General features: G+C 70.9%; 23 protein-coding genes. 9 read left to right on the forward strand and 14 right to left on the reverse strand.

What is annotated here, in order from left to right; all coding sequences use genetic code 11:
- Positions 1–33 precede the first annotated feature (33 nt).
- Positions 34–789: an SDR family oxidoreductase gene (locus tag QPJ90_RS04715; RefSeq protein ID WP_290133317.1), complete on the forward strand. Its 756-nt coding sequence runs from the start codon at positions 34–36 to the stop codon at positions 787–789.
- Here the strand turns inward: QPJ90_RS04715 and QPJ90_RS04720 are convergent.
- The 9 genes from QPJ90_RS04720 to QPJ90_RS04760 form a co-directional block, all read right to left on the reverse strand.
- Positions 774–1,547, reverse strand: a complete 774-nt coding sequence (locus tag QPJ90_RS04720; RefSeq protein WP_290133318.1) for a triose-phosphate isomerase family protein — start codon at positions 1,545–1,547, stop codon at positions 774–776. The genes QPJ90_RS04715 and QPJ90_RS04720 overlap by 16 nt on opposite strands.
- Positions 1,544–2,038 carry a ribose-5-phosphate isomerase gene (locus QPJ90_RS04725; protein WP_290133319.1) on the reverse strand — a complete coding sequence of 165 codons (495 nt, stop codon included), beginning with the start codon at positions 2,036–2,038 and terminating at the stop codon, positions 1,544–1,546. Before QPJ90_RS04725 ends, QPJ90_RS04720 begins: the two co-directional genes overlap by 4 nt.
- Positions 2,035–3,762 (reverse strand): dihydroxyacetone kinase family protein, encoded by a 1,728-nt coding sequence (locus tag QPJ90_RS04730; RefSeq protein ID WP_290133320.1) that lies wholly within the window; start codon positions 3,760–3,762, stop codon positions 2,035–2,037. Before QPJ90_RS04730 ends, QPJ90_RS04725 begins: the two co-directional genes overlap by 4 nt.
- Complete coding sequence (locus QPJ90_RS04735; protein ID WP_290133321.1) at positions 3,759–5,147, reverse strand: MFS transporter; 1,389 nt, start codon at positions 5,145–5,147, stop codon at positions 3,759–3,761. Before QPJ90_RS04735 ends, QPJ90_RS04730 begins: the two co-directional genes overlap by 4 nt.
- A 108-nt stretch (positions 5,148–5,255) precedes the next feature.
- A complete protein-coding gene (locus QPJ90_RS04740) occupies positions 5,256–6,017 on the reverse strand; it encodes an SDR family oxidoreductase (protein WP_290133322.1) in 762 nt (253 codons plus the stop codon).
- A gap of 11 nt (positions 6,018–6,028) precedes the next feature.
- Positions 6,029–6,982 (reverse strand): 3-hydroxyacyl-CoA dehydrogenase family protein, encoded by a 954-nt coding sequence (locus tag QPJ90_RS04745; RefSeq protein WP_290133323.1) that lies wholly within the window; start codon positions 6,980–6,982, stop codon positions 6,029–6,031.
- Positions 6,979–7,977: a TIM barrel protein gene (locus QPJ90_RS04750; protein ID WP_290133324.1), complete on the reverse strand. Its 999-nt coding sequence runs from the start codon at positions 7,975–7,977 to the stop codon at positions 6,979–6,981. The genes QPJ90_RS04745 and QPJ90_RS04750 overlap by 4 nt, the downstream gene beginning before the upstream one ends.
- A gap of 146 nt (positions 7,978–8,123) precedes the next feature.
- Positions 8,124–8,840, reverse strand: coding sequence for a GntR family transcriptional regulator (locus tag QPJ90_RS04755; protein WP_290133325.1), 717 nt, complete (start codon positions 8,838–8,840; stop codon positions 8,124–8,126).
- 102 nt (positions 8,841–8,942) lie between these two features.
- Entirely contained in the window at positions 8,943–10,049 is a 1,107-nt protein-coding gene (locus tag QPJ90_RS04760) for a GNAT family N-acetyltransferase (protein ID WP_290133326.1), read from the reverse strand.
- Between the two features lie 69 nt (positions 10,050–10,118).
- Here QPJ90_RS04760 and QPJ90_RS04765 point away from each other — a divergent pair, with 69 nt between their 5' ends.
- Entirely contained in the window at positions 10,119–10,478 is a 360-nt protein-coding gene (locus QPJ90_RS04765; protein ID WP_290133327.1) for a hypothetical protein, read from the forward strand.
- Positions 10,479–10,582: 104 nt separating this feature from the next.
- Here the strand turns inward: QPJ90_RS04765 and QPJ90_RS04770 are convergent, their stop codons facing one another.
- The 5 genes from QPJ90_RS04770 to QPJ90_RS04790 are packed head-to-tail and all read right to left on the reverse strand — an operon-like array spanning position 10,583 to position 16,255.
- Entirely contained in the window at positions 10,583–11,470 is an 888-nt protein-coding gene (locus QPJ90_RS04770) for an ABC transporter permease (protein WP_290133328.1), read from the reverse strand.
- The gene (locus tag QPJ90_RS04775; protein ID WP_290133329.1) at positions 11,467–12,381 is read right to left on the reverse strand and encodes an ABC transporter permease; all 915 of its coding nucleotides are present in this window, start codon (positions 12,379–12,381) and stop codon (positions 11,467–11,469) included. The genes QPJ90_RS04770 and QPJ90_RS04775 overlap by 4 nt, the downstream gene beginning before the upstream one ends.
- The gene (locus tag QPJ90_RS04780; protein ID WP_290133330.1) at positions 12,378–13,589 is read right to left on the reverse strand and encodes a spermidine/putrescine ABC transporter substrate-binding protein; all 1,212 of its coding nucleotides are present in this window, start codon (positions 13,587–13,589) and stop codon (positions 12,378–12,380) included. The genes QPJ90_RS04775 and QPJ90_RS04780 overlap by 4 nt, the downstream gene beginning before the upstream one ends.
- Complete coding sequence (locus QPJ90_RS04785; RefSeq protein WP_290133331.1) at positions 13,586–14,773, reverse strand: ABC transporter ATP-binding protein; 1,188 nt, start codon at positions 14,771–14,773, stop codon at positions 13,586–13,588. Before QPJ90_RS04785 ends, QPJ90_RS04780 begins: the two co-directional genes overlap by 4 nt.
- Before the next feature lie 36 nt (positions 14,774–14,809).
- A complete protein-coding gene (locus QPJ90_RS04790; protein WP_290133332.1) occupies positions 14,810–16,255 on the reverse strand; it encodes a gamma-aminobutyraldehyde dehydrogenase in 1,446 nt (481 codons plus the stop codon).
- Between the two features lie 145 nt (positions 16,256–16,400).
- Here QPJ90_RS04790 and QPJ90_RS04795 point away from each other — a divergent pair, with 145 nt between their 5' ends.
- The 7 genes from QPJ90_RS04795 (at position 16,401) to QPJ90_RS04825 (ending at position 24,266) form a co-directional block, all read left to right on the forward strand.
- A complete protein-coding gene (locus QPJ90_RS04795) occupies positions 16,401–16,871 on the forward strand; it encodes an Lrp/AsnC family transcriptional regulator (RefSeq protein ID WP_152998041.1) in 471 nt (156 codons plus the stop codon).
- Positions 16,868–18,298, forward strand: coding sequence for an aspartate aminotransferase family protein (locus QPJ90_RS04800; protein WP_290133333.1), 1,431 nt, complete (start codon positions 16,868–16,870; stop codon positions 18,296–18,298). The genes QPJ90_RS04795 and QPJ90_RS04800 overlap by 4 nt, the downstream gene beginning before the upstream one ends.
- Positions 18,299–18,300: 2 nt before the next feature.
- Positions 18,301–19,665: an FAD-dependent oxidoreductase gene (locus tag QPJ90_RS04805; protein WP_290133334.1), complete on the forward strand. Its 1,365-nt coding sequence runs from the start codon at positions 18,301–18,303 to the stop codon at positions 19,663–19,665.
- Complete coding sequence (locus QPJ90_RS04810; protein ID WP_290133335.1) at positions 19,665–21,011, forward strand: NAD(P)/FAD-dependent oxidoreductase; 1,347 nt, start codon at positions 19,665–19,667, stop codon at positions 21,009–21,011. Before QPJ90_RS04805 ends, QPJ90_RS04810 begins: the two co-directional genes overlap by 1 nt.
- A 496-nt stretch (positions 21,012–21,507) precedes the next feature.
- Positions 21,508–22,161, forward strand: a complete 654-nt coding sequence (locus QPJ90_RS04815) for a hypothetical protein (protein WP_290133336.1) — start codon at positions 21,508–21,510, stop codon at positions 22,159–22,161.
- 39 nt (positions 22,162–22,200) lie between these two features.
- A complete protein-coding gene (locus tag QPJ90_RS04820; RefSeq protein WP_290133337.1) occupies positions 22,201–23,253 on the forward strand; it encodes a nitrilase-related carbon-nitrogen hydrolase in 1,053 nt (350 codons plus the stop codon).
- The gene (locus QPJ90_RS04825; RefSeq protein ID WP_290133338.1) at positions 23,250–24,266 is read left to right on the forward strand and encodes an agmatine deiminase family protein; all 1,017 of its coding nucleotides are present in this window, start codon (positions 23,250–23,252) and stop codon (positions 24,264–24,266) included. Before QPJ90_RS04820 ends, QPJ90_RS04825 begins: the two co-directional genes overlap by 4 nt.
- The last annotated feature ends 36 nt before the right edge of the window (positions 24,267–24,302 follow it).

The raw sequence follows: 24,302 nt of genomic DNA on the forward strand, positions 1-24,302 counted from the left end.
ACGCCCGGTGCGCCGGGCAGAGAGGGGCGATCGATGACGATCGACCAGACGACGACCGTGGCCCGCGACCTGACGGACCGGACGGTGGTGGTCACCGGAGCAGCCGGCGGCATCGGCCGCGAGGTCGTGCGCCGCCTCCACGCCGCCGGCGCCGAAGTGGTCGCGGTCGACCTCCGCGAACCGACCGACGTCCCCGCGGGCGTGACGTCGGACACGGTCGACATCACTGATCCGGAGTCCCTGCGCGCGTTCGCGGACCGGGTCGGCTCCGAGCACCCCGGCCGCATCGACCTGGTCAACGCGGCGGGCATCGTCGAGGACGACGTCGCCGCGGCGGAGATGTCCGCCGAACAGTTCCGCGGGGTCCTCGACGTCAACCTCGTCGGGGTGTTCCTCACCTCGCAGGCCCTCCACCGGGTGATGGCGGGGCGCGGTGGAGCAGCGATCGTGAGCATCGCGTCCATGTCCGGCAACCACGTCGTGAACCACCCGCAGAAGCAGGTCGCCTACAACGTGTCGAAGGCGGGCGTCACCGCGCTCACGAAGACCCTCGCCGTCGAGTGGGGGTCGGAGGGCATCCGGGTGAACTGCGTGTCACCCGGCTACGTGGACACACCGCTGCTCGCCAAGAAGCACCACCAGTTCGACGAGTGGATGCGGGACATCGTGCCGGGGCGGTTCGCGCAGCCGGCCGAGGTCGCGGCGGCGATCCACTTCCTGCTGAGTGACGCGGCCTCGTACTGCCACGGGACCGAGCTGCTGATGGACGGCGGCTACTCGCTGCGCTGACCGGGCAGGGTCAGCACCTCGTCGAGGATGGTGGTGATCGCGGCCGGGTCGTGGGCGAAGCGTCCGAGGAACAGTCCGCCGATCCGCCCCTGCCCACGGGTGAGCAGCCCCGGTCCGGCGCTGCCGCCGTAGATCACCGTGCTGCCAGTGAGTTCCGGCCGCGACGCGAGGTGCGCCTCGAGCCCGGCGAGCACGTCCACGATGTGGTCGTCCGGCGCGGGCGCCGGCGCACCGATCGCCCACACGGGCTCGTACGCGACGATCAGCGGCCCGGCGAGACCGTCCGCGGTCGCGGTGGCGAGCGAGCGGTCCAGTTGCGCGGTCACCTCGTCGATCGCGTCCGCACTGGAGGCACGGTGCGGCTCCCCGACGCAGACCAGCGGCCGCAGGTGGTTGCGGTACGCCGCGTGCACCTTCCCCGCGACGTCCTCGTCGGTCTCGTGGAACAGGCTCCGCCGTTCGGCGTGGCCGATCTCGACGAGGTCGACGCCGATCTCACGGAGCTCGGCGCCGGAGACCTCTCCCGTGAACGCGCCCTCGTCGGCCCACGCCAGATCCTGCGCCCCGAGCAGCACCGGAGCATCGCCGATGACCTCACGCACGGGCACGAGCGCCGGGAACGTCGGGACGACGAAGAGCTGCGCGGCCCCGGAACGCACGGCGGGGTGCCGCTCGGCGATGTCCACCACCTGCCGGACCCAGTCGAGGGTCCGGGCGTGGGAGAAGTACGTCTTGAGCGACACCCCGACGAGCGTCATGCGCGGTCGGCCCCCGTCGCGTCGATGCCCTCGGCCGCCGAGCCGTCGTAGGAGCAGATCGCCGCGACCTTCTCGGCGCTGGCAGAGGACGTGTCGAACTCGTACCCGAGCCACTCCTTCGCCAGCCGTCGTGCGAGTTCCAGCCCGATGACCCGCTGCCCCATGCAGAGCACCTGCGCGTCGTTCGACAGCACGGAACGCTCGACGCTGTAACTGTCGTGGGCGGTCACTGCTCGGATGCCCGGGACCTTGTTCGCGCTGATCGCGACGCCGAGCCCGGTGCCGCAGATCAGGATTGCCCGGTCGGCCTCGCCGTTCGCGACCATGCGTGCGGCGTCGACGGCGACGTGCGGGTAGGCGGTGTGCCCGTCCGCGTCCACGCCGACGTCGGCGACGTCCGAGACCCGCTCGTCCGCGAGCAGGTCGGCCTTGATCGCCTCCTTGTACTCGAAGCCGGCATCGTCCGATCCGACCACCAGTCGCAGCGTCATCGTGCTGCTCCTTCCTCGATGACCGAGGTCACCGTCTCGACGATCAATGCGAAGGACACCGCTCCGGGGTCCCGCGTCCCCACCGCCTGGTCGGCGTGGGTCTTGGCGCGTCCCTTCCGGGGCACGAGGTCAGCCGTGGCGTCCGCCGCCTCGCGGGCAGCGGTCGCCGCGGTGCGCCAGGCGTCCGCGGTCGACGCCCCACCCTCGACCGCGGCGCCGAAGGCCTCGTCGAACGGCACGAGGGCGTCCACCATCGTCTTGTCCCCGGGCACGGCACCGAAGGCCGACACCGCCGTGGTCGCGGCGTGCACCGCTTCCGCGAGCCGCGCCGACGACGGACGTGACTCGTCCCCGATGACGCGACCCAGTGCCTCCAGGGCGGCTCCCCAGATCGCTCCGGACGTCCCGCCGGCCTTGTCGGACCAGGCGTCGGCGGCGATCGCGAGGAGGCCGCCGGCTCCGACCTCGCGGTGCAACGCACCGGAAGCCGCCGCGTCCGCGGCGTGCGCCCCGCGCTGCATGCCGATGCCGTGGTCGCCGTCGCCAGCGACCGCGTCCATCTCTCCGAGTTCGTCGACGTGCTCGTCGACGACGCGGCGCGCTGCGGCGAGCGCCGCGGCGACCCGTGCCGCGACCTCCTGCGACTCCGCGGTGCCGGTGCCGACCTCGATGCCGTCGGACGCCTCGAGCTCGGACTCCGGCAGCCGCTCGGCCGCGACCGCACCGCCCTTCCGGAACGCGGGGGTGTCGGCCGGCGCTGCCCAGAGCCGTTCGAGTTCCTCGTCGAGCCAGAACAGGGTGAGCGAGACGCCCGCCATGTCGAAGCTCGTGACGAGCTCGCCGACCTCGGGTTCGACGATGACGACGCCGGCGTCCTCGAGCAGTCTGGCCACCGAGCGGTAGACGACGAAGAGTTCCTCGTACTTCACGCTGCCGAGGCCGTTGAGGATCGGGACGGCCCGCGCACCGGACGCCGTGACGCCCGTCGGCAGCTCGTCGAGCAGGCGCGACACCAGGAGGGACGCGAGCCCCTCGGCCGTGGGTACCTCGGTCTCGTCGATGCCGCGTTCGCCGTGGATGCCCATGCCGATGGCCATCCGGTGTTCCGGGACCTCGAAGAGCGGTTCGGCGGCACCGGGGAGGGAGCACCCGGAGAACGCGACGCCGAACGAGCGGGTCCGGTCGTTGGCCCGCGACGCCACCGTGGTGACGTCGTCGAGGCTGCGCCCCTCCTCGGCGGCGGCCCCCGCGACCTTGAAGACGCAGAGGTCGCCGGCGATGCCGCGGCGCTCGGCGGTGCGGTCGGTGGGTGCGGACACGACGTCGTCGGTGACCCGGACGGTCCGCACCGGGATGCCCTCGCCCTCGAGCGTGCGTGCGGCGGCGTCGAAGTTCAGGCAGTCACCCGCGTAGTTGCCGTACGAGAACAGCACCCCGCCCCCGTGCTCGGCTGCTCGGGCGACCCCGGCGACCTGCTGCGCCGACGGACTGGCGAACAGGTTGCCCATCGCCGCGCCGGCCGCCAGCCCGTGCCCGACGAGTCCGCCGAACGCCGGGTAGTGCCCGGAGCCGCCGCCGATGACGACCGCGACCGTGCCGTCGGGACTGGTGGTGGCGCGGGCCACACCGCCGTGCACCCGGCGCACCCACCGCTGGTTGGCGAGGACGAACCCGTCCGCCGCCTCGTCCGCGAAGTCCGCGGGGTCGTTGAAGAGCCTGGTCATCGTGTCGTCTCCTTCGACGCACTCGTCGCCACGTGTGAGGTGTCGAGCAGATCATCCGCCTTCGCGCCTCGGAAGAACTTCGTGCAGAAGATCATCACGGCCGCCACGAACGCCAGGACACCGAGCGAGACGATGCCGAACGCGCCGCTGTCGGTCGGGACCACCTCGTTGATGGCCGTCCGCATGATCGGGGCCACGAAGCCGCCGAGGTTGCCGAGCGAGTTGATGAGGCCGATGCCCGCGGCCGCCGCCGCCCCGGTGAGGAACGCCGTCGGGTACGCCCAGGTGATCGGGCCGACGGCGAGGAAGCTCGCCACGGCCAGGGTGATGAACAGGATGCCGAGGATGGGCTGCCCGTTCGCACCCGCCCACGCCGACCCGAGGATCGACAGGCCCGTCGTGACGTAGAACATGGTGCCCCAGCGACGACGCCGTCCGACGGTGTCCGCCTTCGAGCCGACGAGGTAGCAGGCGACGAGGCCGACGAGCCACGGGATCGCGGCGACGAGGCCGACCTGCCAGCCGACGTCCTGCCCGAGGAGCGACGACACCTGCTGCGGCAGGTAGAACGTCGTGCCGTACACGGCGACCTGCAGGCAGAAGTAGATGATCGTGAAGTACCAGACGCGGCCGCTCGCCATCGCCTTCCAGATCCCCTTCGGGCCGTCCTCGTTCCGGGCGTGGTCCTCGCGGGCCATCGCCGCCGTGAGGGACGCCTTCTGCCCGTCGTCGAGCCACTTCGCCTGCTGCGGGCTGTTCGTCAGGAAGAAGAGGGCCGCGACGCCGGCGAGCACCGCGAGGATGCCCTCGCCGAAGAACATGACCTGCCAGCCGTGGAACGGGGTGACCTGGTCGCCGACGCTGATGAGTCCGCCGGAGAGCGGTGCGCCGATCATCTGCGAGAAGGGCTGCGCGAGGTAGAAGATCGCGAACATCCGCACGCGGACCTTGTTCGGGAACCACTCGGAGAGGTACATGATCACGCCCGGGAAGAGCCCGGCCTCGGTCACGCCGAGCAGGAAGCGCAGGATGATGAACATCGTGTCGTTCGTCGTGAACGAGAACAGCGCGGCGACGATGCCCCACGTGACGGCGATGCGGGCGAGCCAGAAGCGGGCGCCGAACCGCTTGAGCAGCAGGTTCGACGGGATCTCGAAGATCGCGTAGCCGATGAAGAAGATGCCGGCGCCGAGCGCGAACGCGGCGTCGGAGATGTTGCGGTCGACGCTGAGGGCCTCTTCGGCGAACCCGACGTTCGTGCGGTCGAGGAAGGCGACGAAGTACAGGATGACGAGCATCGGCATGAGGTGCTTCGTCGCCTTGCCGATCGCCGACTTCAGGGCGGGATCGTGGGTGGACCCCAGGGCGGGGCTGGTTGCGGACACGGTCGCTCCTTCGCGATCGGGTGGTCTGACTGGAGGCACGACTCACGACGAGCACACCGGCTCGCTCTGGTCGTGGGGCTGGGTCGGCCCAGTACGCCTGTGGGCGTTTCAGTGCATGTAGAGGCCGCCGTCGACGTTCAGCGTCTGCCCGGTGACGAACCCGGCGTCCTCGCTGATGAGGTAGGCGATCGCCGCCGCGATGTCCCGCGGGGTGCCGATGCGCGGGAGCACACCGTCGGCCGCCATCGCGGTCTTGCGCTCCTCGGAGAGCGTGCCGCCCATGATGTCGGTGTCGATCGGACCGGGCGAGATCGCGTTGACGGTGATCCCCCGGTGGCCGAGCTCGCGGGCCATGCCACGGGTGAGACCGATGACCCCGGCCTTCGCGACCGAGTACGGCGTCTTGCTGAACGTGCCGCCGCCGCGCTGGGCGGAGACCGACGACAGGTTCACGATGCGGCCGTACCCGCGCTCGACCATGGACTGCGCTGCCCGGAGGCTCGCGAAGTGCACGCCGTCGAGGTTGATGCTCAGGACCCGGTGCCACTCCCCCTCGGGCAGGTCGAGGTACTCGTGCGCGGACGAGACGCCCGCGAGGTTCACGAGCGCCGCGATCGGCGGCAGCGCGGCTTCGATCGTGTCGAACGCGGCGCGGACGGCGGCCTCGTCCGCGACGTTCGCCCCGGCGCCGACGGCCTGGACGCCGTGCTGGTCGCGGAGCTCGGCGGCGACCTGCTCGCTCGCGGCCTGGTCGAGGTCGATGATGCCGACGTTCCAGCCCTGCCCGGCGAGGTGGTGGGCCGTGGCCCGGCCGATCCCGCGCGGGGAGGCGGCGCCGGTGAGGACGACGGTCTGCTGTTCGGTGCTCATGCTCGGTCCCCTCAGTGGATCGGGGCCGGGCCGAGGTCGTCGAGGAGCTTCTGCATCGCGACGTAAGCCTTGTTCCGGTAGGCGACCAGCTCGGGCGTGCGGTCGGCGGGCACGTCGAGGTACCCGGCGCCGGACTTCGTGCCGAGTTCACCGGCGTCGACGTGCTGCTGGAGCGACGGCGGCGTGGCGAAGCGCTCGGGCCAGCGGGTCTGCAGCGACTCGAAGCAGAACGCGTACACGTCGAGCCCGGCCATGTCGGCGATCGCGAACGGGCCGAAGAACGGCAGGCGGAACCCGAAGGTGGTGCGGACGATGGTGTCGATGTCGTCCGGGCTCGCGATGCCCTCGTCGGCGATCTTCGTCGCTTCCTCGAACAGGGCGTACTGCAGGCGGTTGAGCACGAAGCCCGTGGAGTCCTTCACCCGGGCGGACTGCTTGCCGGTCGCAGCGACGACGGTCTCACCGACCTCGATCGCGTGCTCGTTCGTGGTCGGGTGCGGGATGAGCTCGACGCCGGGGATGAACGGCGCCGGGTTCGAGAAGTGCACGCCCAGGAATCGCTCCGGACCCACGACTGCCTCGGCGAGCGACTCGATGAGGATCGTCGAGGTGTTCGACCCGATGACGGCGTCCGGGCGCGCGGCCTCGCTGATCCGACGGAGCGTGGCGTGCTTGATCTCGAGCTTCTCGGGCACGGCCTCCTCGATGAAGTCGGCCGTGGCGACCGCTTCCTCGATGGAGTCGGCGGCGCTGAGGTGGGCGTCCACGCGCGCCACGGCGTCCGCGGGGAACAGGCCGTCCGCGACGAACTGTTCGGTCTCGGCGATGAGCCGGGCGCGGTTGGACGCGGCGATCTCGGCCGAGACGTCCGCGATCCGGACGGTGTGGCCGGCGAGGGCCAGGACCTGGGCGATCCCGCCGCCCATGTAGCCGGACCCGACGACGGCGATGTCGAGGGTGCTCATCGAGTTGCTCCTTGCTTCGTCGCCCCGACCACCGAGGTGGCGAGGACGGATCGGATGTACTGCTGGTTGGCCGCGCAGACGCCGAGGCTGTCCCCGCCGTACTGCTCCGTCATGACGATGCCGCGGAACCCGTCGGCGACGGCGTCCCGGAGCACCTGGCGGTAGTTGATGAGTCCGGTCTCCATGGTGCTCGGCGCACTCGTCGCCCAGCTGCCGTCGCCGGCTTCGTCGCGCGTGTAGTTCTTGACGTGGAGGTAGTTCGTGTACGGCAGGGTCTTCGCGAAGAGCTCCTTCCAGTCCTCCACCGGACGGTGCAGACGGATGAGGTTCGCGACGTCCGCGTTCAGGCCGACGGTGTCCAGTCCGATCTCCTCGACCAGGCGGACCGCGCTGTCGGCGGTGCCGAGGTAGGTGTCCTCGTACAGCTCGAGTGCCATCGGCAGTCCGACGCTCGCGGCGTGCTCCCCGAGCTCCCGGAGGCGCTTCACCGCGGCGTCCCACACCTCGGGGTCGTCGGGGTCCTCCGGGCCCGGTGCCGTCCAGAACCAGAGGGCCTTCCGCTGCGCCTCGGTGAACGGCTGGTGCAGGCCCGTCGAGAACACCTGCATGCCCCACTCGGCCGCGGCGTCGATGGTCCGGTGCGCGTACGCGAGGTTGTCCTCCTCGTGCCCGGGCTGGATGACGCTCTTCCGCTGCAGGTGCACGGAGGGGATGCCGACCCCGTGCGCCGCGGCGACCGCGAAGAGTTCGTCACGTCGGGACCGCTCGAGGTCAGCGGGGCGGATGTGGCTGTCGGCGAGTTCGGCGAGCGAGAAGCCCGCGGACGCGATCTGTGCGAAGACGTCGTCCCAGACCTCGGCGGGCGCGTCGTGGAAGGCCGTCCCGTCGCGGGTGACCTGGGCGAACCCGTGCAGGCAGGCGGCGATCGGCCACGTCTCGTCGGTCCAGGTCGTCGGGTCCCAATCCTGGGTGACCCAGTCCTGTGGTGATGCCACGTGCATGCTCCTTCGCAGTCGTGCGGTGCGGTTCGGCCTTGAACCTCTTTCCTATAGGAAAGATACTCGCAAACGGCCGGAGCGCAACCCGGCCCGCGCGATCGGGCCCCGTTCGGTCGGGTGCCGAGCTGTCAGACGCCGTGCGGTCAGGCGCCGTGTGACGCGTCGGCGCGCGACCGGACCCGCACGTTGTCGATGTGCACACGCATCGCCGACACCGCCGCCGACGGGCTGATCGCGAGCGCGTCGAGGATCGACCGGTGCTCCGCCACCGCACGCGAGGTGTCGTCGTCCCCACCCCCGACGATCTGCCGCATCCGGTGCACGCGCGTGGTGATGATCTCGGACATCTCCTCGAGGAACGGGTTGTGCGTCGCGTCGAAGAGCACCTGGTGGAAGTCCCAGTCGCTGCGGAAGAAGCGGGCCATGAGTTCGTCGGGCACCGTCCCGACCTCGATCGCGGCGACCTCGGCGGCGACGTCGGACTGCACCGCGAGCGCGGCGTCGAGCCGGGTCCGGAGCGCCTCGACGTCCCCGCGCGCGGCGAGTTCGACGGCGCCGCTCTCGACGATGAGCCGGGCGTCGAACAGCGCCTCGAGCTGGTCGCCGGCGAGGGGCGGGGCGACGCGGTACCCCTTGTTCGCCTCGCGGGTGACGAGTCCGGTCCGCTCGAGCTGGACGAGCGCCTCACGCACCGGCGTGGGCGAGACGCCGAGGGTCCGGGCGAGCCCGTCGATCGACAGGCGCATGCCCGGCTCGACGTCGTGGCCCATGAGGAACTCGAGCACGCGGTCGTACACCCGGTCGCGCAGTCCGAGCTGCGTGATCCGCTCACTGCCGAACCCGGCCATGGTGCTCGTCATGGTCCGATCATAGAGAATCGACGATCACGGAACGTGACCTGGAACCGGGCGGGAGGCCCGTGGCGGCGCCGCCACGGGACTCCCGTCCGGCCGGTGGTCCCGTCAGACTGCCGGCCGGTCCGGCACCTGGGCGAAGCGGATCGCACCGCGATCACGCACCCGGAACCCGAGGTGCTCGTACAGGGCGATCGCACCCGTGTTGGTCGCCGCGGCGTGCAGCATCGGCGTCTCGCCGCGCTCCCGGATGCCGTGTGCCACCGCGAGCACGAGTCGCCGTCCGAGCCCCTGGCCGCGGAACCCCGGGTCCGTGCACACCGCGCTGATCTCGGTCCACCCCGGCGGGTGCAGGCGCTCCCCGGCCATCGCGACGAGTCGGCCCTCGCGGCGGATGCCGAGGTACGTACCGAGCTCGATCGTGCGCGGGAGGAACGGACCGGGCTTCGTCCTGGTGACGAGGTCGAGCATCTCGGGGACGTCGTCGGGCGTCAGCTCGACCGCCTCGGAGTCCGGGTCGCCGAGGACCGCCTCTCCCGTGAGCTGCACGCCCCCGGCGCCCTCCAGTTCGTGCCAGCCGGACGGCAGCACCGCGGACGGGTCGACGCGGAACCCGGCGCCGGGCCCGAGGAGGGCAGCGACGTCCGCCCAGTCCTGGTCCGTCGGGTGCACCGGCACTCCGGTCCACACCGAGACGTCCGGCAGGTAGCGCACGATCTCGCCCCGGCGCTCGGCGAACCGGGCGTGGGCGCCGTTGAGGGACGCGAGCGCGGGGTTGTCGAGCATCCGCGTCGGTGTGCCGTCGTCGGCGGTCGTGAGGTCGAGGGTGCGGACGGCCGCACCGCGGGGGTCGGGTGCGAAGCCGCGGTCCTCGAGGAGCCGTCGGGTGCCGTCCGCGAGTCCGGCGGTGTCGACCACGAGCGCCGATGCGTACCGGGCGGTGGCGGTCGCGACCACGGCGTCGACGAGCGCGCCGTCGGCGCCGGGTGCACCGTCCGCTCGGTCGTCCGTCACCCGCAGTTCGACCTCGCCCGGGTGCGTCAGTGCGCTGAGGTGCTCACCCGGGGCGCTCGACTCGACGACGGTGCCGTCGCGGCGGTCGTGGCGGTCGTGGCGGTCGTGGTCGTGGGTCCAGCGTTCGGCGCGCGGGTCGGCGGCAGCGGAACGGCGGACGGCGGATTCGGACACGGACACGGACACGGACGGGACGGTCATGGGTCCAGTCTCCGGTCGGATCGTGGTGTCCGACGGATCGTTGCGGTGCGTGACGGATACCCTGCTGGCGTGACCTCGCAACAGGCTCGTCCGCAGGTGGTGACCGTGTCGGTCGTGCTCTGGGCCGTGTGGCTCGTGGGCTGCGTGCTCGCGTCGGTGATCGGCTTCGTGGAGTTCCCGGCGAGCGCCCTCGTGACCGTGATCTCCGTCGTGCTCTCACTGGTGATCTGGGCGCTCGTCGCCTGGGCCGTGCTGCGGGTCCGGCGCGGCTCGGCGACCGCGCGCATCGTGCTCGTGGTGGTCGCGGCGGCTCGGGCGCTCCTGAGCATCGGCGACGGCGCCTCGACGCTCCTGCTCGTCGCGCTGTCCGCGGTGGCAGCGGTCCTGCTGTTCGTGCCGGCGGCACGCCCGTTCTTCGTCCGGCGGTAGCGTCCGGCGACCCTTGGTCCCACGGAACGCGCGCGTTTCGACGAACCACCGGTCGATCGACGCGTGCGCCGTCGGACTGCGCGTGTTCCGCCGACTCGCCCGGCCTACCCCCGCGTGCGCGCCAGCCTCCGGTTGAGGGCACCGTTCAGCAGGGCCACGAGCAGCCCCACCGCGAACACGAGGGTCCCGAAGCAGAGCACCTGGGGCGGCATCCCGGCCTTCGCGGCGCCGTACACGAACAGCGGGAACGTGACCGACGGCCCGGCGACGAACGACGTGATCACGTAGTCGTCGATCGACATCGCGAGCGCCAACAGCCCCGCAGCGAGCATGCCCGGCGCGAGGAGCGGCAGCGTGACGAGCCGGAACGCCTGGAACGGCGTTGCACCGAGGTCACCCGCCGCTTCCTCGAGCACCTTCGACGTCCCGGCGATCCGCGCCCGGAGGACCACCACGACGTACGCCACGTCGAAGGCCACGTGGGTGATGAGGATGGTCCAGAACCCGGTGCCGAGGCCGACCGACAGGAAGAACGACAGCGACGCCGACCCGACGACGATCGACGGCGCCGCTATGTCGGCGAAGACGATCGAGCTCACGATGCCGCGGCCGGGGAAGCGGTAGCGCTCCAGGGCGAGGGCGAGCGGCAGACCGATCGCCACGGAGACGACCGCCGCCAGGAACGCGACGAGCACCGACGTCCCGAAGGCCGCCCCGAGCCCGGAGACGTTCCAGAGGTTCTGGTACCAGTACGTCGTGAAGCCGTTCCAGGCGAAGGTCAGGCGGTTGGTCGGGGCGTCGTTGAACGAGTACGCGACCATGGAGACGATCGGGACGAGGGTGATCGCGATGACGACCCAGTAGACGATCGCGAGCCACGGCCCGCGGCGTTGGGCCCCACGACGACGGCGCTGCGGCCGGACGGCGGTGCCGGCCGAGACGGGCGAGAGGGGTGCGGTCGACCCCGGACGGGTCGGTGTGACGGCGGTCATACGAGGTCCTCGAGGTCGTCGGTGCCGGACACCCGGGCGTAGATGAACAGGATGATGCCGAGCACGACCATGAGCACGGTCGAGAGCGCGGCGGCGACGTTGTACTGCTGGTTGCCGGAGTAGGCGTCCTGGATCGCCTGACCGATCGTGTACGTGTTCGTTCCGCCCAGGAGCGCCGAGTTCACCGGGTCGCCCACGCAGTCGATGAACACGAGCAGCACCCCGGCGAAGATGCCCGATCGCGACAGGGGCAGCGTGGTGTGCCAGAACGCGCGGAACCTCCCCGCGTAGAGGTCGTTGGCGGCCTCACCGAGCCGCGGGTCGATCCGCTCGAGCGCCGCGTAGATCGGCAGCACCATGAACGCGAGGTCGTTGTAGGCGTTGCCGAAGATGACCGCGCCGGAGGTCCCGAGGATGTGGAAGTCCTTCCCGGCGAGTCCGATCGCCTGCAGCGTCGTCACGACCGGGCCCTGCGACGCGAGCACGAACGCCCACATGTCGGTGCGGATCACGAAGGACACCAGGAAGCTGATGAACACGAGCATGAGCAGCGGGTTCTTCCAGCGCGGCGACACCCGGAACGCGATGAAGTAGGCCACCGGGTACCCGACGAGGATGGTCGCGATCGTGGCAGCGACGCCGTACCAGAGCGACCGGAGCAGGAACGTCAGGTACGGCACCTGCGGGTCGACGAAGAGCGACGAGTAGATCCCGACGTTCCACGTGAACGTGTACCCGTCGTCCGGGTTGCCCGACATGAGCGAGACGATGAGCCCCGACACGAGCGGGATGACGAAGAACACGCAGAGGTAGGCCGTGCCGACGATCCCGAGCAGGAACGGCACCCGGAGCCGACGACGCCCCGGCCCCGTGCCGACCCCCGCGATCGCGGCGGTCCCGACCGCGGTCACGACTGCACCACCGCGTTGAAGATGCTGTTCCACTCCGAGTACTCGTCGTAGTTCTCGAACACCCGGAACTCGTGGGAGCGGGCGAGGACGTCCTCCGACGGGAACACGAGCGGGCTGTCGGCGACGGTGGGGTCCTCGAGGACGTCCCGCACGTAGTCCTCGGCCGCAGGGACCGGACAGACGTAGTTCACGTAGTCCTCGACGATCCCGGCGATCTTCGGCGTGTAGTAGAAGTCCATCCACGCCAGGGCCGACACCGGGTTCGCGGCCTGCCTCGGGATCATGAGGTTGTCGTGCCACATCATCTGGCCTTCCTCGGGTGTGACGAACTCCAGGTGCTCGAACCCGGACTGCTGCGCCTGGAACACGTCGCCCGACCAGGCCTGCGTGATCCAGGTGTCGCCGTTCTCGAGCTTGTTGATGTAGCTCTGGTCGTAGAACCCGGTGACGCTCGGCCGGAGCTTCCGCAGCCAGTCCTGGGCCTTCCGCCAGTCGGACGGGGTCGAGGTCTCGGGGTCGATCCCGTTCGCGAGGAGTCCGAGCGACCCCAGCTCGGTGTTGTCGCTCATCAGCCCGACACGACCCCGGAAGGCCGGGTCGAGGAGGTCCTGGAAGGACGTGATCTCGCGGTCGATGTACTTCGGGTTGTAGGCGAGCCCGGTGAACCCGGTCTGCCACACCACCGAGTGCTTGTTGTCCGGGTCGTACGTCGGGTTCTTCACCGAGTCACCGGCGTGCTTCGCGAAGTTCGGCAGCCGCGCGTGGTCGAGTTCGCACACGAACCCGTTCTTGATCATCTGCGTCAGCTCGAACCCGTTGGTCATCACGACGAGGTCGTACCCGGTCGCGCCCTGCGCGCGGAGGATCGGTGAGACGGTCGCGTAGAACGTCGCGTTGTCCTGGATCACCGCCTGGTAGTCGACCGAGATCCCGGTGGCTTGCTCGAAGAGCTGGATCGACTCGGACTTGCCCTTGTCGGAGTCGATGTAGAGCGGCCAGTTCGCGAAGTTGAGCTGCTTGGTCGCCTTCGCGTCGGCCCAGAACCGTTGCCAGTCGACCTCGGTGCCGGCGAGCGAGGCAGCGGATCCCTTGATGCTGCACCCGGCGAGGAGCGCGGCGACGGCCGCGGCCCCGCCGCCAGCGAGGAACCCGCGTCGGCTGACGCGCGCGGACGTCAGTCCGCGGACCAGGTCGGGTCGGCTGGTCACGCGACCGCTCCTGCGGTCGCCGGTGCGGACTGGAGGCCCGGATCGCCCTGGGCGGGGACGGTCGCCTCGGACGCGGGGCGCGCCTCCAGGCCGAACCCGTGGTCGACGCCCCACGTGAGCCAGACCTCGGTTCCTCTGGCGATCCGTGGGCCGCCCTTCGAGTTCTGCGCGAAGACGGAGACCTGCCCGGCCCCGGGGACGTCCACGAGGTACTGCGTGCTGACGCCGGAGAACGAGACGTCCACGACCCGTCCGGGCCCGAGGATGTTCCGGCCGGCTTCCGGGGACGGCTCCGCCGTGCGGATCTTGAGCTTCTCGGGGCGGACGCCGACGACCACGCGTCCGGAGGTCGCGACGGCCCGGGCGGTGGGGACCGCGAGGGTGCCGGCCTCGGTCGTCACGACGAGGAGCTCGCCGTCGGTGCCCCGGACCTCGCCCTCGAGCAGGTTCGACTGGCCGAGGAAGTTCGCGACGAAGGCGGTGCGCGGGAGTTCGTAGAGCTCCTGCGGGCTGCCCATCTGCTCGATGCGCCCGCCGTTCATGACGGCGACCGTGTCGGCCATCGTCATCGCTTCCTCTTGGTCGTGGGTGACATGCAGGAACGTGAGGCCGACCTCGGCCTGGATTGACTTCAGCTCGAACTGCATCTGGTGGCGGAGCTTGAGGTCGAGCGCGCCGAGCGGCTCGTCGAGGAGCAGGAGCGCGGGACGGTTGACGATCGCACGGGCGAGGGCGACGCGCTGCTGCATGCCGCCGGAGAGCTGCGCCGGACGCTTCGACGCCGAGCCCTCCAGCTCGACCAGCCGGAGTGCCTCGGTCGCCTTCGTCACCGGGTCCGGGATGCGCCGTCGCTTCAGGCCGAACGCGACGTTCTCGAGCACGCTCATGTGCGGGAAGAGCGCGTAGTTCTGGAACACCGTGTTGACCGGCCGCTGGTACGGCTTCGTGTCGGTGACGTCCTTCCCGCCGATCGTGATCGTGCCGCTCGTGGGTTCCTCGAGCCCGGCGACGAGCCGCAGCGTGGTGGTCTTGCCGCAGCCGGACGGGCCGAGCAGGGCGAAGAACGACCCGGCGGGCACCGTGAGGTCGAGCGAGTCGACCGCGGTGTGGCCCGGGAAGGCCTTGGTGATCCGGTCGAGCCGCAGATCGGCCCCCGATTCGGCGAACGTGCCGGTCATTGCCATGGTGCCTCCTGCTGGTGCGCGGGTCGGGTCCGGTGGTCAGCCGGTGTAAGACATGACGTGCTTGATGCGGGTGTAGTCGTCGAACCCGTACTGCGACAGGTCCTTGCCGTAGCCGGAGTGCCGGAAGCCGCCGTGCGGCATCTCGGCGACGATCGGGATGTGCGTGTTGATCCACACGCAGCCGAAGTCGAGGTCGCGGGAGCACCGCATCGCCCGTGCGTGGTCGGTGGTCCACACCGAGCTCGCGAGGCCGTACTCGACGTCGTTCGCCAGCCGGAGGGCCTCGTCCTCGGTCCGGAAGCGCTGGACCGTCTGGACCGGACCGAAGACCTCTTCCTGCACGATGCGGTCGTCCTGCCGGAGCCCGGAGACGATCGTGGCCTCGTGGTGGAACCCGCGGTCGCCGATCCGGTGGCCGCCCGTCTCGACCGTGGCGTGGTCGGGGAGGGAGTCGAGGAACGAACGGACCTGCGCGAGCTGGCCGGCGTTGTTCACCGGGCCGAAGGCGGGGTCGGCGACGTCGGGGCCGGTGCGGGCGTTCGCGTGCGCCTCGGCGACGAGGGCCGCGACGAACTCGTCGTGGATGCCGTCCTGCACGAGCAGCCGGGTGGCGGCGGTGCAGTCCTGTCCGGCGTTGAAGAACCCCGCGGCGACGATCCCGGCGACCGCGGACGGGATGTCGGCGTCGTCGAACACGATGACGGGTGCCTTGCCGCCGAGTTCGAGGTGCGTGCGCTTCAGGTCGGTCGCGGCGGCACGGGCGACCTGCACGCCGGCGCGGACCGAGCCGGTGATGCTCACCAGCTGGGGAGTCGGGTGGTCGATCATCGCGGCACCGGTCGTCCGGTCGCCGAGCACGACGTTGAGGACGCCCGGCGGCAGGAACTCGGCGGCGACCTCGGCGAGCAGCAGCGTCGAGAGCGGCGTGGTGTCGCTCGGCTTGAGCACGGTCGTGTTCCCCGCGGCGATCGCCGGGGCGAACTTCCACACCGCCATGTTGAGCGGGTAGTTCCACGGCGTGACCTGCGCGACGACGCCGATGGGCTCGCGTCGGACGAACGACGTGTGGTCGGGCAGGTACTCGCCGGCGCTCCGACCCTCGAGGTTCCGGGCCGCTCCGGCGAAGAAGCGGATCTGGTCGACGGACAGCAGGATCTCGTCCTGCACGAGGGTCGCCCGGGGCTTGCCCGTGTCCAGGGACTCGAGGTCGGCGAACTCCTCGGCACGCTGCTCCATCGCGTCGGCGATCCGGAACAGGGCGAGCTGGCGTTCGCCGGGGGTGGTGTGACGCCAGGTCGTGGACGCCTCGGCCGCGGCGGCGAACGCGGCGTCGACGTCTTCGGGGGTGGAGACGGGCGAGGTGCCGTACACGTGCTCGTCGGTGGGCGCGACGAGGTCCATCGTCGCGTCGCCGCGGGTCTCGACCTGCTCGCCCCCGACGAAGTTCCGGAGCACCCGCGTGGCTGTGTCACTGTCCAGCATGGCGGCGATACTGGCACGGAATCCCCCGCTCCGGAAGAAGATTCCGCAGGTTGTGGAGAACCGTAACAACGGAAATCGTCGCGAAACATCGTGTTCACAACGAAATCCCTTGCGCGGCTCGGACACCGCTGCCATGCTGTCCGGCATGGCGGCAGCACCACGACGTCCGGGACCGATCGACGAGACCTCGAAGCGGATCATCGAGCAACTCCAGGCAGACGGACGCCGCCCGTACGGCGAGATCGGCAAGGCGGTCGGTCTCAGCGAGGCGGCGGTCCGCCAACGGGTGCAGAAGCTCACGGAGACCGGCGTCATGCAGATCGTCGCGGTCACGGACCCCCTGCAGTTGGGGTTCCACCGGCAGGCGATGATCGGCATCCGGGTCAGCGGTGACACCCGAACCGTCGCCGACGAACTCGAACGGCTCCCGGCGGTCGACTACCTCGTCATGACCGCCGGGAGCTTCGACCTCATGGTGGAGGTCGTCTGCGAGGACGACGACGGCCTCATCGAACTGCTCAACGGCACGATCCGGGCGATCCCGGGGGTCGCCGAGACCGAGACCTTCGTCTACCTGCAACTCCGCAAACAGCTCTACGACTGGGGAACGCGATGACCATCTCCGAACCACGTGCACGCCTGGGGTCCTACGACCCGTTCGCCCCGGTGGACGACGCCGCGCTGCAGCAGAAGTCGCGCGACCACCTCTGGATGCACTTCGCCCGGCACGGCGCGAACCAGGCCGGAGCCGACGTCCCGATCATGGTCCGGGGCGAGGGGCACCACGTCTACGACAGCCACGGCAAGGAGTACATCGACGGACTCTCCGGCCTGTTCGTCGTCGCTGCCGGGCACGGCCGCAAGCGTCTGGCCGAGATGGCCGCCAAGCAGGCCGAGACCCTGTCGTTCTTCCCGATCTGGTCGTACGCGCACCCCGCCGCGATCGAGCTCGCCGACCGGCTGGCCGACCACGCCCCGGGCGACCTCAACAAGGTGTTCTTCTCGACCGGCGGCGGAGAGGCCGTCGAGACCGCGTTCAAGCTCGCGAAGTACTACTGGAAGCTCCGCGGCAAGCCGATGAAGCACAAGGTGATCTCGCGTGCGGTCGCCTACCACGGCACCCCGCAGGGCGCCCTCGCGATCACGGGCATCCCGGCGATGAAGCAGATGTTCGAGCCGCTCACCCCGGGTGGCTTCCGCGTCCCGAACACGAACTACTACCGCGCCGCGGAGATGGGTTTCGCCGGCGGATCGGAAGAGGAGTTCGGCTTCTGGGCAGCCGAGCGCATCCGCGAGATGATCGAGTTCGAGGGGCCCGACACCGTCGCCGCGGTCTTCCTCGAACCGGTGCAGAACTCCGGCGGGTGCTTCACGCCGCCGCCCGGCTACTTCCAGCGCGTCCGCGAGATCTGCGACGAGTACGACGTGCTGCTGGTCTCCGACGAGGTCATCTGCGCGTTCGGCCGGATCGGCACGATGTTCGCGTGCGACACGTACGACTTCGTGCCGGACATGATCACCTGCGCGAAAGCCATGACCTCGGGCTACTCCCCCATCGGCGCGACGATCATCAGCGACAAGCTGTTCGAGCCGTTCTCCACCGGTGACACGACCTTCTACCACGGCTACACGTTCGGCGGGCACCCGGTGTCGGCGGCCGTCGCGATGGAGAACCTCGACATCTTCGAGGAAGAGGGGCTGCTGCAGAACGTCCAGCAGAACGCGCCGCTCTTCAAGGCCGAGCTCGACACGCTCCGCGACCTGCCGATCGTCGGTGACGTCCGCGGCGACGGGTACTTCTACGGCATCGAGCTCGTGAAGGACAAGGCGACGAAGACGACCTTCGACGACGCCGAGTCGGAGCGCCTGCTCCGCGGGTTCCTGTCGAAGGCGCTCTTCGACGCGGGCCTGTACTGCCGCGCCGACGACCGGGGAGACCCCGTCGTGCAGCTCGCGCCGCCGCTGACCATCGGGCAGCCGGAGTTCCGCGAGATGACGTCGATCCTGCGGAGCGTCCTGACCGAGGCCTGGACGAAGATCTGACCATGACGGGCTACCGAGGCGTCTCGTTCTGGCTCGACGCGCTCGTCACGAGCGGTCGCGACGACCTGACGCCCAGGCCCCCGCTCGACGGCGACACGACCGCCGACGTCTGCATCATCGGTGCCGGACTGACGGGTCTCTGGACCGCGTGGTACCTGCACCAGGCCGACCCGCGCCTCCAGGTCGTCGTCGTGGAACGCGAGATCGCGGGGTTCGGCGCGTCCGGCCGCAACGGCGGTTGGTGCTCGGCCCTGTTCCCGGCGTCCGCCGCGTCGATCGCGGAACGCGACGGGTGGGACGCGGCCAACGCCCTGCGCGCGGCCATGCGCGACACCGTCGACGAGGTCGGACGCGCAGCGTCCGAAGCCGGGGTCGACTGCGACTTCGTCAAGGGCGGCACCGTCCTCTACGCGCGCTCCGCCGTGCAGGAGCGCGCCGCCCGTGACGAGGTCGCGTCCTGCGCCGCCTGGGGTGACGACATGACGTACCGCGACGCACGCCCCGGCGACGCCGCCGGGTCAGCCGGCGTCGCGTGGACCCCCGACTGCGCGCGCGTGCAGCCCGCTGCGTTGGTGCGTGGCCTGGCGGCCGCCCTGGAGGCACGGGGCGTCCGGATCGCGGAGCACACGCCCGCCTCGTCCTGGGACCAGGGCCGGGTGGTCACCTCGCGCGGGACCGTCTCGGCGGGTGCCGTCGTCGTCGCGGTCGAGGGCTACGGTGCCCAGCTCGAGCAGACCCGACGCCGCGTGCTGCCCCTGTACTCGCTCATGATCGCGACGGCGCCGCTGCCCGCCGCCGTGTGGGACCGGATCGGGCTCGAGCACGGGCAGACGTTCTCGGACTACCGGCACCTGCTCGTGTACGGGCAGCGGACGGCCGACGACCGCATCGCCTTCGGCGGACGGGGTGCCCGCTACCACTGGGGCTCGTCGATCGAACCGGGTCACGACCGGGTGCCGCGGGTGTTCGAGCACCTGCGGAGGGCACTCGTCGACCTCTTCCCCGCCGTGGCCGACGCTCCGGTCACGCACTCGTGGGGCGGACCCCTCGGGGTGCCCCGCGACTGGTACGCCTCGGTCACCTGGGACGGCCACGTCGGGACCGCCGGCGGCTACGTCGGCGACGGTCTGTCGACGACGAACCTCGCTGGCCGGACCCTCGCCGACCTCGTCCGCGGGGTGGCGTCGCCGCTGACCGCGCTGCCGTGGGTGAACCACCGCTCGCCGGACTGGGAGCCCGAGCCGTTGCGGTTCCTCGGCGCGAACGCCGGACTCGTGGCGACCGACCTGGCGGACCGCGAGGAAGCACTGACCGGGCGGCCGAGCCTCGCCGCACGGTTGATGGCCCCACTGACGGGAGGGCACTGATGTCCGATGTTCCTGGTCCGGATGCCGACGTCGTCGTCGTGGGGGCCGGGGTCGCCGGGCTCGCCGCCGCTCGGGCCCTGGTGCAGGGCGGGCGGTCGGTCACCGTCCTCGAGGCCCGCGACCGCATCGGCGGGCGCACCTGGACCGACGACGCACTCGGCGTCCCGGTCGACCTCGGCGCCTCGTGGATCCACGGCATCGACGGCAACCCGCTGTGGGAGCTCGCGCCCGCGCTCGGGATCGACACCGTCGAGTTCACCGTCGGCAGCTTCCAGTTCGACGGTCGCCCGATCGGCTGGCACGCACCGTCCGGTCGCCGGCTCACCGAGGCCGAGGCCGCGTCGTTCGTCGCCGATCTGCATGCCCTCGACGCCGCACTGCCCGAGGTGGTGGAACACGCGCCGCCGCCGTCCACCTACGCCAGCGCCGTGAACGCCGTCCTGCGCGACCTGCGGATCGACGGCGACCGCGCCGCTCGCGTCCGGGAGTACACGGCGCACCGCTCCGAGGACCTCTGCGGTGCACCCGTCACCGTGCTCGATGCCCACGGCCTCGACGAGGAGCACGTGCCCGGCGACGAGGTCGTCTTCCCCCGCGGGTACGGCCAGTACGCCCGCGCCCTCGCCGAGGGTCTCGACGTCCGGCTGTCCTCGGTGGTCCGGGCCGTGCGGCAGTCTCCGGACGGTGCGGCGGTCGAACTCGCGGACGGTCGGGTCGTCACCGCCGCCGCGGTCGTCGTGACCGTCCCGCTCGGTGTCCTGCAGGCAGGTGCCGTCACCTTCGAGCCCCCGCTCGGCCCTGACGTCCTCGACGCGATGGGCCGGCTCGGGATGGGCGTCTACGACAAGGTGTTCCTCCGGTTCCCCGAGCGGTTCTGGGGCGACGACTGGGTCGTGCGGCAGCAGGGTCCGGCCGGTGTCGACTGGCACTCCTGGTACGACATGTCCCGGGTGACCGGCGAGCCGGTGCTCGCCGCCCTCGTCGGCGGTGCCGGCGCCCGGCGGATCGAGTCGCTGCCCGATGCCCTCGTCGTCGACGAAGCCGTCACCGCGCTGCGACGGATGTTCGGTCCGTCCATCCCACAGCCCGACGCCGTGCGCATCACCCGGTGGGCGGCGGACCCGTTCGCGCGGGGGTCGTACTCCTACCTGCACGTCGGGGCGTCCCCGGACGACCACGACCTGCTCGGCTCGCCGTCCGGCCGGGTGCAGCTCGCCGGGGAGGCCACGTGGGGCGACGACCCCGCGACCGTCCACGGGGCGCTGCTCTCCGGCCTGCGTGCGGCGGGGCGGTTGCTCGGGCGCGAGGTCGAGCCGGTCTCCCTCACCGAACCGCTTCCCACCTGACGTCTCGGACCCCGACGGGTGCCCCGCGCTGCGGAGCGCGGGACACCCGGGGCTCAGCCCTTGCGCCAGAGGTCGTGCAGGAACCGGGCCAGGGTCACGATGAACGTCGCGATCCTCAACCACGGCACCTGACGGCGTCGGCGCGGTTCGTCGTCGTGCGACATGCGAACCACCTTCCGTGTCAGCGCCGGCGAACACGAAGAGCAGGGGCCGAGGGACGTGCGACCCGATCGTGGATCGGGTTACACTGGTTCCGAGATCAAGCTCGGGACCCGTGTTGTCCCTCGTTCTCCACTCGGAGAGCAAATCGGAGCCCATCGCTGTTCGCGCAGCGGTGGGCTTCATCCTTGCCCGGGCCTCGTTCCGGCGGTGGCGCGGCCCACGGCCAGCCTACTGATGTTCCACGTTCCACCATCGCGACTCGGGGCAGTCCGCTGAGAGGGTCCGCACGGGTCGCAGCGCCGTGGCCCCGCGCAGCGGTGCCACACTCGGGACCGTGACGACGACGCGGACCACCCACGAGCACGAACACCGTGCGCCGGTCGCCGTGGCCGTGCTCGTCAACCTCGCCCTGAGTCTCTTCCTGCCCGACCAGGTGCTGTTCTTCCCCTCGTGGGTCGTGCCGCTGCTCGGTGTCCTGCTCCTCACACCGCTCATCGTGTTCAACCCGCGACGACTCACCCGTGAGACCACCTGGTCGCGCTGGCTGTCCACGGGCCTCGCGGTGCTGCTCACGGTGGCGAATCAGCTCACCGTCGTGAAGACGATCGACCAGCTCCTGCACGGACACCCTGACGGCGGTGCGGTGCTGCTCACGGCCCTGCAGGTGTGGGTGAGCAGCATCATCGCGTTCGGGCTCGTGTACTGGGAGCTGGACCGCGGTGGTCCGGTCGCACGTCGGCAGCCGCAGCTCTGGGCGAGCGAGGAGGCCGACTTCCTGTTCCCGCAGGAGTCCGATCCGACCAAGGCGTCGTGGCGACCCGTGTACCTCGACTACCTCTACGTCGCGATGACGAACATGGTGGCCTTCAGCCCGACCGACACGATGCCCCTCACCGTCCGGGCGAAGATGATCATGGCCTACCAGGCGATCGGCGGCTTCATCCTGCTCGCACTCGTCATCTCCCGCGCGGTGAACATCATCTCCTGACCCCTTGCGCTTGTTGATCGCAAGGTCAACAATGGCGCCATGGACGTCATCACCGCTGCAGACCAGCCGTCTCCCCTGCGCGAGGACACCGGGACCGCCCGTCGCCGGGTCCGTGTCGCGCTCGTCCAGACCCGTTGGCACGAGGACCCCGTCGAGCACGAGCGCGTGCTCGCCGACGGGATCGCCTCCGCGGCGACGAACGGAGCCACCGCCGTCTTCCTGCAGGAGCTCACGCTCTCCCGGTACCCCGGTGACGTGCCGGCGGACGGGGTACCGAAGGACGGGGCAGAGTCGCTCGAGGACGGCCCGACCGTGACCTTCGCCCGCGAACAGGCCCGGCGCCACGGCGTGTTCGTGCACGCGTCGCTGTACGAGCGACCTGCCGACGACGACCAGCCGGACGACCCCCGTGGCTACAACACCGCGGTGCTCGTCGGCCCGGACGGCTCCCTCGTCGGACGGACCCGGAAGACCCACATCCCGATCAGTGCCGGCTACTACGAGGACACCTACTTCCGGCCGGGCCCCGACGACGACGCGTTCCCCGTGTACGACCCGGAAGGCCTCGGCGTGCGGGTCGGGCTCCCCACGTGCTGGGACGAGTGGTTCCCCGAGGTCGCGCGGTCCTACGGGCTCGCCGGTGCGGAGGTCCTCGCCTACCCGACCGCGATCGGGTCCGAACCGACGTTCCCCGACTTCGACACCGCACCGATCTGGCGGCAGGTCATCGTCGCGAACGGCATCACCGCCGGGCAGTTCATGGTCGTGCCGAACCGCTGGGGCGACGAGGGCGCGATCACGTTCTACGGCTCGTCGTTCATCTCGGACCCGTTCGGCCGGGTGCTCGTCGAGGCTCCGCGCGACACGGACGCCGTGCTCGTGGCCGACCTCGACCTCGACGCACGCGCCGAGTGGCTCCGGCTCTTCCCGTTCTACGTCACGCGGCGTCCCGACCTCTACGCTCCACTGACCGACCCGGTCGACCGCCTGCGTGACGGGTACGGCGCCGACGAGGCGATCCGTGCCTCCCTGGCGGACACCGCCACCTCGCACCGGGCCGACGGCCCGCAGACCGCGGCGGCACGCGCGTGACCTGGCGGATGCCGGCGGAGACGGCGCCGCAGGACCGCACCTGGATGGCCTTCCCCCGCCCGGGCGCGACCCTCGGCGACGACGCGGCGAGCGCCGATGCCGCCCGGACGGCATGGGCCACGACGGCGAACACGATCGCCGAGTACCAGCCCGTCACGGTCGTCGTCGACCCGGTCGCCCGAGCGGACGCAGCACGCCTGCTCTCGGGTGCCGTCGACGTCCTCGAGGCGTCGCTCGACGACTTCTGGATGCGGGACATCGGCCCCACGTTCGTACTGGGTGACGACGGACGACTCGGTGCGGTGGACTGGGTGTTCAACGGGTGGGGCGCGAACGCGTGGTCGACCTGGACCCGTGACGCACGGATCGCCGCCACGGTCGCCGAGGCAGCCGGCGCCGAACGGATCCCGTCGCTCCTCGTGAACGAGGGCGGGGCGATCCACGTCGACGGCCGGGGCACGGTGCTGGTCACGGAGACGGTGCAGCTCGATCCCCGACGGAACCCGTACGCGGACCACGCCCGCGTCGAGGAGGAGCTCGCACGGACCATCGGCGCGTCCGAGGTCGTGTGGCTGCCGCGTGGACTGACCCGGGACTACGACGGGCTCGGGACCCGCGGGCACGTGGACATGGTGGCGACCTTCGCTGCGCCGGACGTCCTGCTCCTGCACGCGCAGCCGGATGCCGACCACCCGGACCACCTGGTGATGCCACAGGTCCGGGCGGCGCTCGAACGTGTGACGGACGCCACGATCGTCGAGTTGCCGGCACCGGCGACGCTCGCCGACGACGACGGCCCGGTGGACTGGAACTACGTCAACCACGTCGTGGTGAACGGCGCCGTGATCGCGTGCGCCTTCGGTGAGCCCTCGGCCGACGACCGGGCTCGCGGGGTCCTCGCGGACGTGTACCCGGGGCGGGAGGTGCGGTCGGTGGACGCGCGGGAGGTGTTCGCGCGTGGGGGCGGGCTGCACTGCATCACGCAGCAGCAGCCGAGCGTCGGCGCGCACTGACACGGCTGCTGCACCGACCGGACACGAGCGCCCGCT

The sequence above is a fragment of the Curtobacterium sp. 458 genome (assembly GCF_030406605.1).
Lineage (GTDB): Bacteria > Actinomycetota > Actinomycetes > Actinomycetales > Microbacteriaceae > Curtobacterium.

What these genes read in the sequence shown, in the direction of transcription:
- QPJ90_RS04715 (WP_290133317.1), top strand. Translation starts at nt 34, where the DNA reads ATGACGATCGACCAGACGACGACCGTGGCCCGCGACCTGACGGACCGG.
- QPJ90_RS04720 (WP_290133318.1), bottom strand. Translation starts at nt 1,547, where the DNA reads ATGACGCTCGTCGGGGTGTCGCTCAAGACGTACTTCTCCCACGCCCGG.
- QPJ90_RS04725 (WP_290133319.1), bottom strand. Translation starts at nt 2,038, where the DNA reads ATGACGCTGCGACTGGTGGTCGGATCGGACGATGCCGGCTTCGAGTAC.
- QPJ90_RS04730 (WP_290133320.1), bottom strand. Translation starts at nt 3,762, where the DNA reads ATGACCAGGCTCTTCAACGACCCCGCGGACTTCGCGGACGAGGCGGCG.
- QPJ90_RS04740 (WP_290133322.1), bottom strand. Translation starts at nt 6,017, where the DNA reads ATGAGCACCGAACAGCAGACCGTCGTCCTCACCGGCGCCGCCTCCCCG.
- QPJ90_RS04745 (WP_290133323.1), bottom strand. Translation starts at nt 6,982, where the DNA reads ATGAGCACCCTCGACATCGCCGTCGTCGGGTCCGGCTACATGGGCGGC.
- QPJ90_RS04755 (WP_290133325.1), bottom strand. Translation starts at nt 8,840, where the DNA reads ATGACGAGCACCATGGCCGGGTTCGGCAGTGAGCGGATCACGCAGCTC.
- QPJ90_RS04760 (WP_290133326.1), bottom strand. Translation starts at nt 10,049, where the DNA reads ATGACCGTCCCGTCCGTGTCCGTGTCCGTGTCCGAATCCGCCGTCCGC.
- QPJ90_RS04770 (WP_290133328.1), bottom strand. Translation starts at nt 11,470, where the DNA reads ATGACCGCCGTCACACCGACCCGTCCGGGGTCGACCGCACCCCTCTCG.
- QPJ90_RS04785 (WP_290133331.1), bottom strand. Translation starts at nt 14,773, where the DNA reads ATGGCAATGACCGGCACGTTCGCCGAATCGGGGGCCGATCTGCGGCTC.
- QPJ90_RS04790 (WP_290133332.1), bottom strand. Translation starts at nt 16,255, where the DNA reads ATGCTGGACAGTGACACAGCCACGCGGGTGCTCCGGAACTTCGTCGGG.
- QPJ90_RS04795 (WP_152998041.1), top strand. Translation starts at nt 16,401, where the DNA reads ATGGCGGCAGCACCACGACGTCCGGGACCGATCGACGAGACCTCGAAG.
- QPJ90_RS04800 (WP_290133333.1), top strand. Translation starts at nt 16,868, where the DNA reads ATGACCATCTCCGAACCACGTGCACGCCTGGGGTCCTACGACCCGTTC.
- QPJ90_RS04805 (WP_290133334.1), top strand. Translation starts at nt 18,301, where the DNA reads ATGACGGGCTACCGAGGCGTCTCGTTCTGGCTCGACGCGCTCGTCACG.
- QPJ90_RS04810 (WP_290133335.1), top strand. Translation starts at nt 19,665, where the DNA reads ATGTCCGATGTTCCTGGTCCGGATGCCGACGTCGTCGTCGTGGGGGCC.
- QPJ90_RS04820 (WP_290133337.1), top strand. Translation starts at nt 22,201, where the DNA reads ATGGACGTCATCACCGCTGCAGACCAGCCGTCTCCCCTGCGCGAGGAC.